The organism is Confluentibacter lentus (assembly GCF_002806995.1).
Lineage (GTDB): Bacteria > Bacteroidota > Bacteroidia > Flavobacteriales > Flavobacteriaceae > Confluentibacter > Confluentibacter lentus.
This window is the reverse complement of the sequence record NZ_NIHE01000004.1, coordinates 203,902-215,381: the sequence shown is the minus strand read 5'-3', so window position 1 is coordinate 215,381 and position 11,480 is coordinate 203,902. Positions and strand designations below refer to the sequence as shown.

Annotated in this window: 9 protein-coding genes; 6 read left to right on the top strand and 3 right to left on the bottom strand. The window is 34.0% G+C overall.

Annotated elements, in window-relative coordinates; all coding sequences use genetic code 11:
• The first annotated feature begins 73 nt into the window (after nt 1-73).
• From CDH50_RS09975 to CDH50_RS09955, 5 genes are all read left to right on the top strand, one after another.
• Entirely contained in the window at nt 74-1,045 is a 972-nt protein-coding gene (locus CDH50_RS09975) for a M23 family metallopeptidase (RefSeq protein ID WP_100612114.1), read from the top strand.
• On the top strand, nt 1,045-1,374 hold the full coding sequence (locus tag CDH50_RS09970; protein WP_100612112.1) for a MerR family transcriptional regulator: 330 nt from the start codon (nt 1,045-1,047) through the stop codon (nt 1,372-1,374). Before CDH50_RS09975 ends, CDH50_RS09970 begins: the two co-directional genes overlap by 1 nt.
• A gap of 63 nt (nt 1,375-1,437) precedes the next feature.
• On the top strand, nt 1,438-2,034 hold the full coding sequence (locus CDH50_RS09965) for a LemA family protein (protein ID WP_100612111.1): 597 nt from the start codon (nt 1,438-1,440) through the stop codon (nt 2,032-2,034).
• Nucleotides 2,035-2,056: 22 nt separating this feature from the next.
• A complete protein-coding gene (locus CDH50_RS09960) occupies nt 2,057-2,497 on the top strand; it encodes a TPM domain-containing protein (protein WP_100612109.1) in 441 nt (146 codons plus the stop codon).
• A gap of 104 nt (nt 2,498-2,601) precedes the next feature.
• Complete coding sequence (locus tag CDH50_RS09955; protein ID WP_100612107.1) at nt 2,602-3,357, top strand: TPM domain-containing protein; 756 nt, start codon at nt 2,602-2,604, stop codon at nt 3,355-3,357.
• Nucleotides 3,358-3,477: 120 nt separating this feature from the next.
• On the opposite strand, the gene CDH50_RS09950 is transcribed toward CDH50_RS09955, so the two are convergent.
• The 3 genes from CDH50_RS09950 to der all read right to left on the bottom strand — a co-directional run bounded on the left by CDH50_RS09950 (nt 3,478) and on the right by der (nt 10,766).
• Nucleotides 3,478-6,258, bottom strand: coding sequence for a TonB-dependent receptor (locus CDH50_RS09950; protein WP_100612105.1), 2,781 nt, complete (start codon nt 6,256-6,258; stop codon nt 3,478-3,480).
• Nucleotides 6,259-6,488: 230 nt separating this feature from the next.
• Nucleotides 6,489-9,320 carry an outer membrane beta-barrel protein gene (locus CDH50_RS09945; protein WP_100612103.1) on the bottom strand — a complete coding sequence of 944 codons (2,832 nt, stop codon included), beginning with the start codon at nt 9,318-9,320 and terminating at the stop codon, nt 6,489-6,491.
• Between the two features lie 141 nt (nt 9,321-9,461).
• Nucleotides 9,462-10,766, bottom strand: coding sequence for a ribosome biogenesis GTPase Der (gene der / locus CDH50_RS09940; RefSeq protein ID WP_100612101.1), 1,305 nt, complete (start codon nt 10,764-10,766; stop codon nt 9,462-9,464).
• Nucleotides 10,767-10,912: 146 nt separating this feature from the next.
• Between der and CDH50_RS09935 the strand changes: the two genes are divergently transcribed.
• Nucleotides 10,913-11,458, top strand: a complete 546-nt coding sequence (locus tag CDH50_RS09935; protein WP_100612099.1) for a GTP-binding protein — start codon at nt 10,913-10,915, stop codon at nt 11,456-11,458.
• Nucleotides 11,459-11,480: the final 22 nt, after the last annotated feature.

The window sequence follows — 11,480 nt, the reverse complement described above, 5'->3', positions numbered from 1 at the left end:
GTTTGTTCGTTTACATACCAAAAACCAACCATTTGGTAATTTAATTTGGTGTAAAAATAGTATAAATTAAATAATGAGTAAAGTAAAATATTATTACGATTCTGAGTCGCTGTCTTATAAAAAGATAGAACGCAAAAAAGGAACAACCTTTACCTATGCTTTTGTATTTACTTTGGCAGCTGCTTTATTTGGATTTATTTTTGTGTTTTTAGCAAGTCAATTTGTTGAATCCCCTAAAGAAAGAGCCTTAAAACGCGAATTGCAAAATGCCCAACTCCAGTTTGAGTTACTTAACAAAAAAATGGAGAAAACTGAAATGGTTTTGGCTAATATAGCCGATAGGGACAATAATATATACCGTGTTTACTTTGAAGCCAACCCAATTCCTGAAGAACAACGTACAGCTGGTTTTGGAGGTGTGAACAGATATAAAAGTTTAGAGGGTTTTGATAATTCCAAACTAATCATAGAAAGTAATAAACGCTTGGATATCATTCAAAAACAATTAGTGGTACAATCCAAATCCCTTGATGAAATTGCCAAGCTAGCAGAAGATAAGGAAAAACTTTTGGCCGCTATTCCCGCTATACAACCTGTAAGTAATGAAGATCTTACTAGAATGGCGTCGGGTTATGGTTTTCGTTCCGATCCTTTTACCAAAGTTAGAAAAATGCATTGGGGCATGGATTTTACAGCTCCAAAAGGATCGCCCATTTATGCTACTGGCGATGGTGTTGTGGAACGTGCCGATAATACAGCGTCGGGATATGGCAACCATATTAGAATAGATCATGGCTATGGCTATGTGAGTTTATATGCTCATTTATTTAAATACAATGTTAGGAAAAACCAAAAAGTGAAACGTGGTGATCTTATTGGGTTTGTTGGCAGCACCGGACGTTCTGAGGCACCACACCTTCATTATGAAATATTTAAAGATGGCGAGCGCATAGACCCTATTAATTTTTACTACGGAAGTTTAACAGCCGAAGAATTTAATCAAATGCTAGAACATGCTTCATTAGAAAACCAATCTCTCGATTAATGCATATAGAATTACCCGAAAAACGATATTATGCCATTGGCGAAGTCGCTAAGGCTTTCGCTGTGAATACCTCTTTAATACGTTTTTGGGAGAAAGAATTTGATGCCCTTAAACCTAAAAAAAATGCCAAAGGCAATAGGAAGTTTACTCCAGAAGACATTAAAAACCTAAAGCTTATTTACCATTTGGTAAAGGAACGCGGTTTTACTCTGGAAGGCGCTAAGATACATTTGAAAGAAGACAAGCAAGAAACACTCAACAACTTTGAAATCATAAGTAAATTAGAGGATATAAAAAATCAGCTCATAAAAATCAAAGAGCACCTGTAACATTTCTTGGAAATGAATTACTAATTATACAAAACCGATTAAAAATCATAAAATTTACATAAAATGAAAAAATGGCTACCATGGATTATTGTTGCAGTAGTAGTAATAGGAATTTACTCTTGGGCAAAAGGATTTAATAACACCGCTGTAGGCTTAAAAGAAACAGCCACAAAAACTTGGGGTGATGTAGAGAGCAGTTACCAACGTAGAAATGACCTAATAGGCAATTTAGTAAAAACTGTGCAAGGTGCTGCAGATTTTGAAAAAAACACTTTAACAGCAGTGATTGAAGCGAGAGCCAAAGCCACGGCTACAACCATAGACCCAACTAATATCACCCCCGATCAATTAGCTGAATTTAATCAAGCTCAAAGTGGATTGAGTAGTGCGTTATCTAGATTATTAGTAACAGTTGAGAGATATCCAGATATTAAAGCCAATCAAAACTTTTTAGAATTACAGAGCCAATTAGAAGGTACTGAAAACAGAATTAACGTCGCAAGAGACCGCTTCAATGGTGCTGTTGAACCCTACAACAAGCATATTAAAACGTTTCCAAATTCTTTGTTAGCTGGATTATTTAACTTCAGCGAATTAAATTATTTCAGAGCAGAAGCTGGTAGCGAAAAAGCTCCTGATGTAAATTTTGACTTCAAATAAAATCATATTCAATTAGCAAATTATGTCTAAGAAGGTTGAAGCATTTCTATCTACTAATGAAGAGCAAGAGATTGTAGAAGCCATTAGATTAGCAGAACTTAACACATCTGGAGAAATACGGATCCATATAGAAAAAACGTCTGAAGGCGATGCATTCAATCGCGCTTTAGACGTTTTTCACACTTTAAAAATGGACAACACCAAATTACAAAACGGTGTTTTAATATATGTTGCCGTTAAAGAAAAAACCTTTGTTATTTATGGAGACAAAGGTATAAATGACATTGTTGGAAGCGATTTTTGGAACAGCACTAAAGACATTATACAATCCCATTTTAAATCTGGCAATTTCAAACAAGGTTTGATTGAAGGCGTTTTAAAATGTGGGGAGCAATTAAAACAACATTTTCCTTATCATAATTTAGATACCAACGAACTTTCAAATGAAATTTCAAAAGGCTAACATCTTTTTACCTTTAAATTTTCACAAAAAATATTCCAATATAAATTAAATATTAAATCCCATTGAAAACATTCAACAAGCATATTAAAGTTTTACTTTTTGTAATGGCATTGTTATGTATTCAATTGGCACAGGCACAGTTTAAAATCCCGAAAAAACCAGATTTTCAAACCAGTGTTTATGATTATAGCAACTTATTATCAGCTTCAGAAAAAAGTAATTTAGAAGATAAGCTAATTAAATATTCCGACACTACATCCACGCAAATTGTGATTGCCGTTATCAACTCTACTGAAGGGGAAGATATTAATTATTTAGGTGCTCAATGGGGACACGAATGGGGTATTGGGCAAGCGAAAGAAGATAATGGTATTTTAATTTTATTAGCGAGAGATGATAGAAGAATAGCCATCAATACCGGTTACGGCGTTGAGCATTTGCTAACCGACGCCATGTCTAAACGAATTATTGAAGGTGATATCATTCCTTACTTTAAACAAGGGGATTATTATGGTGGACTTAATAGAGGCGCTGATGCCATTTTTGAAGTTTTAACGGGCGAATACCAAGGCACCAGAAAATCCAATAATGACAATGGATTTCCAGTAGGATTGATATTTGTGATTATTTTCATCATCATTTTAATCTCTATTTCAAACAATAAACGTAGAGGTGGTGGCAACCGAGGGAATAAATCTGGTGGCTTTGATATTTGGGATGCCATTATTTTAAGTAACATGGGCAGAGGCAGTTTTGGTGGTGGCTCTGGAGGTTTTGGAGGCGGAAGTTCTGGCGGAGGCTTTGGCGGTGGTTTTGGAGGCGGTGGTTTTGGAGGCGGCGGTGCTTCTGGTGGGTGGTGATTTTAATAAAATTATCAAGACCTAAACGAAACAAAAGAGTTAATTACCATCATTGATGAACAATAAAGTAATTAACTCTATTTCAAACTTTATTTTGAATATATTAACTATTTAGTAAATCTACATTGGCGGTGGTGGTGCCATACCTCCTTGACCAGCATTGGCTCCTAAAGAATTAAATTTCCAACTAAAACCAATCATAAAATACTGTCTCAATACTGTATTTTGTTGGTCTTGAATAAAATTTTGATCAACCACCCTTCTGGCATTGGTGTTTTGTTTTAGTAAATCAAATGCTTTTAGAGTGATGGTTCCTTGATCTTTTAACACAGAATACGATAAAGTAGAGTTCCAAAACCATGAACTTTTCTGGAAGCCATCGGCGACATTAGGGTTATAGTTAAAATTTATATCATTCTGCCATTCCAATTTTTTAGTAAAATTTACTAAATTAAAAATTCTAATTCTGTGATTTGTAAAATCACGTCCCTCTAACCCTTCAAAATTAAATGTGTTTTTTGTGTAACTAAGCGTATAGTAAGGTCTTAACTCCATAACATCTTTCCAAACGAAACGAGCACCAATATTTACATTAGTTGTCTTAGCTAAATTTGCAAATTGTACATCGTTATTAAAATTTACGGATCGATTGATCCCTCCCCCAATACCACCACTAATTTGTACTGTTCTAAGAGTATCAATTATAAATTTTCTAGAAAGGCTTGCATCTCCATTTACCCTATAAATACCTTTAGCATTAACATATGTTGTTTCCCTGCTTAAATCATCGTTTACCGTTTGCTTAGCCACCACGGCATTGTCTTCCACAAAAGAACTCATATACAAGCTAAGTCCATTGCCATTAGGGTTATAAATATCGTAATATGTATAAAAATTGTGAGTAGTTGAGGGTTTTAACAATGGGTTGCCCGTAACAGTATTCAATGGGTCTGTTATATCACTAAATGCTTGAAATCTTGAAATATCTGGCACACTGTTGTTTACATTATAATATAAATAAACCATTTTCTGGGGAGTGGGCCTGTAACTTAAATACGCTGTACCCGTAAGAGCTTCAAAACTTCTTTTAAGATTAAAGTTTGGCCTTAAATAATCTATATTTTCCAAATCCCTAAAAAAATATTTAGCCATGACATAGGTATTCAGCTTTTTATCTTGGTAACCCAATTTTGCAGACGGGCTATTTAAGAGATTGGTGTTTTTGAAATCTGTACTAAAGTCTTCATTAATATCTGTTTCAAATTCTTCGGCAACCGCATCATAATCGAAGGAACTAAAACGCCTTTTGGAGATCGTCTTTCGATATTCATAATTAAAATCCAAATAAAATTCTTTTCCTATCAATGGCAACCTATAAGTTAAATTCCCATTGATTGTATTGGATTCATCATCTGTTTTTCTATACTGATTTCTCTCAACTGTCCCAGGATTGTCGCCATAATAAACAACTTCAGAATTAAAGTAATTATCAATTAAACTTGTTTTATCATCAAAATAAAAATTACCTCTTAAGAAAGATCCTTTACTTCCAAAACGTTTTGTGAAACTAATATCATTACTAAAATTTTTAGTTTCGTTATCAACGTACGTATCTGTTGTAGACTCGTTGGTAAGCACACGAGAAGCATTATAGCTTTGCCCGTTGGCATCGCCAATGCTTTTAGAATTTATATACGTTAGTTTAGGATTAACAGATATAAAAAGCATAGAATCTGGTTTAATCCGTACTTGCATACCCAAATCGTGGCTATCTGTTTCATTTATTGTCTTTGATTGCGAATCATTAAAAAAGGTTCTATCTGTAAAAATATTTTCTCGCTCAGTTATACTCTCATTTTCTGAATCGGATTTAGAATTGAAATAATTAGCAGAAATATCTAATTTCTTTCCTAAATCGTCTGCATAATTTGCGCCTGAACTTCTGGACGTTGTAATGCCCTGACCCCCACCAAAGTTCCTACCATCTATAATTACCGTACCATTCCCATATGAAATAATCGAATTAGCGCCCCCCAACATTTTACTTATTTCACCATAACTAAATCCAGATTGATTTATGTTGTTTCCCCCTGCTAAAATGCTCAGCCGTTGATCGCCCTTAAACAGGTTAAACATACCTGCATATTCGTACCTGTCATCTGTACCAACACCCCCTGCCACACGACCAAAAACGCCTTTATTTTTGTCTTCTTTCATCACCAAATTAATAGTCTTACTAGTTTGGCTACCTGTTTCTCCTGCAAATGCCTCTGCATCTGTCTTGGTATCACTAACCTGAATCTTACTAATAATATCTTTATTAAGATTTCTTGTAGTAATCGTTGGGTCGGTGCCGAAAAAAGGTTTTCCATCTACCAAAATTTTGTCTACAGATTTTCCATTAATTTTAATAGATCCATTTTCATCTACTTCTACACCTGGCAATTCCCTCAGCAAATCCTCAATATTAGCGTCTTTTTTGGTTTTAAAAGAATCGGAATTAAACTCTAACGTATCCTGTTTTATAACAACTGGTGCTGTAGATTTAACAATAACCTCATCGAGTGCATTGGAATCTATCTTTAAATTAATCGTTCCTAAATTTATTTCGGGGCTTTCAAGTTTTATCGTTTTGAAATACGTTTCGTAACCTACAAACGAAATAAAGAAATTGAGTTCACTATCACCCGTTTTGTTATCTAAAGAAAAATACCCATTTTTATCTGTAATGGTATAGGTTACCATGGAACTGTCCTTAATTCGTTCTAAATAAACTGTTGCAGATTCTAAAGGGGTGTTCCCTTCGTAAGTGAGTAATTTTCCAGAAATTTTAAATGATTGTGATTGTGAAAAGGCATGCGTAGTAAGCATAATTACTACGATAATTAAGATTTTTTTCATGTGATTGGTTGATTGATTGATGATTATAATTTTATATAAAACGAATATAATAACATATTCGTATGACAATTCTTAAAATAAACTTAAATTTTACACACAAAATTTCAAAAACAGTAAAAAAAGTAATCATTCCAATCTATGCAACCAGCAAAATTAGCATGAAGACTTCATTTATAACCAAAAAAAAACAACACCAAATGGTGTTGTTTTTTGTTCTTATCTGAATACTATTAGCGAGGTCCTCCCCTAAAATTTCCGCCACCACCTGGAGCACCACCACCTTGCCAACCACCTCGACCTCCTCTATTTCCTTGAGCTTGTTGATTTCCTAACGTGTTAAACTTCCAAGAGAAGCTTAACATAAAATACTGTGTCAAAACGGTACTTTGCGTATCTTCAATATAGTTTTGTGTTGCCACTCTACGTGCATTGGTGTTCTGATTTAATAAATCATACACTTTTAGTGTCACTGTTCCTTGGTCTTTTAAAACCGAATACGCTAAAGAAGAATTCCAAAACCAAGCACTTTTTTGGAAACCATCTGCTATGTTTGGGTTGTAATTAAAACGCACGTCATTACGCCACTCAAATCCTTTAGGCAAAAAGGTTGCTGTATTTATAAATAAATTATGACTGATAAACTCTTGTGTATTAAAGTTGTCAATATCAAAGGTATTTCTTGTAAATGACAAACTATAACTTGGAGCAATTTCAAGTACATCACGCCAAACCAATCGTAGGTCTATACTTGGGGACAACGTCGTATTAAGACTAGAGTATTGAATACCGTTGTTAAAGTTTATGGAACGTCTGATATTAGGATTTATCCCCACACCAAAATTCAAGGTTCTTAAGCTGTCAATAGTAACTTTTCTATTTAAAGATGCATATCCAGTTAGGCTATATGCGCCATTAACATTGGTATAAGTCGTTTCTCTTTGTAAATTTTCATCAATGGTTGTTTTTGAAACGACTTGGTTATTTTGGAAATTGGCATTAAAATAGCCATAAAATCCTGTTCCTTTTTGAAAATCGAACGTATTATAATTTACATAAACACGGTGCGCATTTTCAGGTTCTAATTCAGGATTACCCACAATGGTGTTTAATGGATTAGATACATTTACAAAAGGCTGTAATTGTGATAATTGAGGCACGTTATTATTTAAATTATAACCCACTGTTAAGGATGCTTGCGGACTAAATGTATATCGCAATCTGGAATTCACTTCAACAGCTTCAAAATCACGAGTCAAACTTAATTCAGGTCGCAAATCATCATTGTTTTCTAAAGTTCTAAAAATATAAGATGTCTCTATGCTTGCAGACCAATTTTCTTTTCTATACTCCAACTCCAAAGAGGGGGTTTGTGCTTTATTGGTATATTCAAAATCTGTACTTTGAGTGGTATTGAAATCGGAATACTCACCTGTATTGGAATCTCTATCAAAGGTGCTTTTTCTATCTTCTTGTTTGTTATTGGAATAAGCATATTGAAGCTCTGCAAAAAACTCTTTACCAATAAGCGGCACCCTATAAGTTAAAGCTGAGCTAAATTGATTGCTTTTTGTGTCACCATCTGTATATTGTTCTCTTAAAATATCTCTGGAACTGTCTTGAAAAAAAGTAGTCTCAGAATTCAAGAAATCATCCGATTCTGTAGTATTAATTCGGTTGTCAATGCTAAATCTCAAAAAAGAACCATTGGTACCAAATCGTTTAGTGATGTCTAAGTCATTACTAAAATTCTTACCTATATTCTCGACATTTGAGTTTTGTGATGATTCATTTAATAAGGTGTTATTGTCATCAGAAGATGATTCCTCTTCCGTATAAACCGTTGTACTTTTGGAATAACGAAATGAAGGCCTTATGTTGATTAGGAGTGTAGGATCTATTTCAATATCAAATTCAACATTCGCGCTATGGCTATCACTATCAGTTAGCGAAGTAGATTCAGATGTTGTAAAAAATCTAGAATCTGGTAAAATATTTTCTCTATTACTTAATGACCTATTTTCAGAATTACTTCCTGAGTAGAAATAATTAGCAGAAAGATCGGTAGCTTTTCCAAACTTGTCCGCATAATTACCCCCAAAATTTTGAGATTCGGTAATACCTTGTCCACCACCAAAAGACCTAAAACCGCCACCGCCACCGCCGCCGCCAAATCCAGCATTACCACCGCCACCGCCAAACATTTGGCGTATTTCACCAAAACTAAAACCAGGAGAATTGATATCGTTCCCTCCAGCCAACACACTGATGCGTTGGTCATTATTAAAATAATTATACATACCAGCATATTCATAGTGATCATCGGTACCTAAACCAGCTGCAACCCTACCAAATACGCCTTTGTTATTTTCCTCTTTTACTACCAGATTTATTGTTTTATTGTCTCCAGAAACCGTTTCTCCCGTAAAAGCTTGGTCTTTAGTTTTTGTGTCCAGAATTTGAATTTTCTCAACAATATCTTTTGTTAAATTTCTAGTTGTAATGGTTGGGTCATCCCCAAAAAAGGGCTTCCCATTAACAAAAATTCTATTAACTTCCTTACCATTTACGGTTATAGTACCTTCTTCATCAATTTCAACCCCTGGAAGCTCTTTTAACAAATCCTCTATGTTGGCATCCTTTTTAGTTTTAAAAGATTTGACGTTGAACTCTAAAGTGTCTTTCTTTACCGTAATAGGAGCTGTAGATCTTACCACAATTTCATCTAAGGCGTTGGTATCAGTCTTTAAGTTAATAGTACCTAAATTGATTTCTTGTTTATCGATTTTAACCTTTTGAAAGAATGTTTCATACCCCACAAAGGAAATAAACATGCCTAACTCAGTTTCATCCGTTCTGTTCTCCAAAGAAAAATTACCTGCTCTATCCGTAATGGTGTAAGTTACCATCGAACTGTCTTTGGCACGCTCTAAATAAACGGTAGCTGATTCTAGTGGTATTTTTTCATCTTCAGAAATTAATTTGCCTACAACTTTAAAAGATTTAGCTTGTGAAAATGAAACTAATGTAAATAACATTAAGGTTAGAGTGAAAAAATATTTCATTGGAATTTTTTGGTTTGGTAATTAATGATTGATGAATTTTCATTTTAAACATTGCATTTTAGACTTAACCAAAACGGTAAGGTTTAAACGGAATTAAAGTAATAACTCCTTTTTAACAAAAATTTATGTTTTCAATAAAGATTACTTTTGGCGCATATAAATGCTAATAGGAACGCCTTTAAAATCAAAATGCTCACGTATTTTGTTCTCTAGAAAACGTTTGTATGGATCTTTTACATACTGGGGAAGATTGCAGAAAAAAGCAAATTGCGGTTGATCTGTTGGCAACTGCATAATATATTTAATCTTTACATACTTTGCTTTGTATGCAGGCGGCGGATTATTTTCAATAATAGGAAGCAATATCTCGTTTAGCTTGCTGGTCTTTATTTTTTTGATTCGGTTGTTATAAACTTCAACAGCCGTTTCTATGGCTTTAAAAATACGCTGTTTGGTCAATGTAGAAATAAACACAATAGGCACATCGGTAAAAGGCTCTAATTGTTCCCTTATCTTTTTTTCGAATTCATTGGTAGATTTATGATCTTTTTCAACCAAATCCCATTTATTTACAAGAATAACAACCCCTTTACGGTTACGTTCTGCTAACCAAAATATATTTTGATCCTGACCATCAAATCCACGTGTGGCATCTAAAACAAGCAAACAGACATCACAATGTTCAATCGCTCTAACGCTTCTCATAACCGAATAAAACTCTAAGTCTTCTTTTACTTTGGATTTTCTTCTGATTCCAGCCGTATCAACCAAATTAAATTCAAATCCGAAACGGTTATATCGTGTATCAATGGCGTCTCGTGTTGTGCCTGCAATATCGGTTACTATGTATCTATCTTCACCAATTAATGCATTAATGAATGATGATTTACCTGCATTGGGGCGACCCACTACCGCAAAACGAGGTAATTCTGTTTCTTCAACAATTTCTTTTTCGGGTAGAGCTTTTACAAGATCGTCCAATAATTCTCCCGTACCACTTCCATTAATACTAGCAATGGTATAATATTCTCCCAAGCCTAGAGCATAAAACTCTACGGCATCTTCATTACGCTTGGCATTATCAACTTTATTAATGACCAGAAAGACCGGTTTATTTACTTTTCTTAAAAGCTTGGCAACATCTTCATCCATACCCGTAACACCTGTTTCAACATCTACCATAAAAATAATAGCATCTGCTTCATCAATCGCTAATTCAACCTGTTTATCTATTTCGGCTTCAAAAACATCATCACTTCCCAACACATACCCTCCAGTATCTATTATAGAAAACTCCTTTCCGTTCCATTCCGTTTTTCCGTAATGACGGTCTCTGGTAACACCGCTAACGGCATCAACAATAGCTTCCCTCCTCTGAATCAACCGATTAAAAAAAGTTGATTTCCCAACATTTGGACGTCCTACAATGGCTACTATATTGCTCATAATTTTTTTCTTAAGCTCTTTTTGTTTTCTGAAAACTTTTGCAAAAGTAACAAATATACTTCAAGCATTATTCATTTTAAGAAAAGATTAAAAAGCTTACATTTTACATAAAAATAATTAAATTTATCATGAACTAATATGAATCCATGTCCTACAAAAATAATATTGCTTTACGGCCTAGATTTAAATTCGGAATTAATAAAAACAAAGACACTATATTAAATGCTTTTGATGAAGCTAAATCTACAAATTCGTTCTTTGTTATTACCCGTATTGACAATCATATATTTATTAGAAAATCTAATGAAAATAGACAATTTTGGTCTCCGCAGTTACAAATTGAAATCACCGAAATTGAAGAACATTCCAGTATTATAAGTGGTTTGATTGGGCCTAATCCAACCGTATGGACACTATTTATGTTTTTACATTTTATGGTTGCAGGTTTGTTTATTGCATTTGGAATATGGACGTATGCTAACATTACTTTGAAAACGAGTTATGCCATTCAAATTAGCTTTATGCTTTTAATGGTTATTATATGGTTTTTACTCTATGTTATTGGAAGACTTGGCAAAGAGTCGAGCAACCGAGAAATAAGCGACTTATATGCTTTTATGCAACACACCATCAGTTTAAAAAATAAACCCCAAACTGAAACCAATTTGGAGTTTACTAAAAATTTAAACTAAATTAACTAACTCAAAAACATTT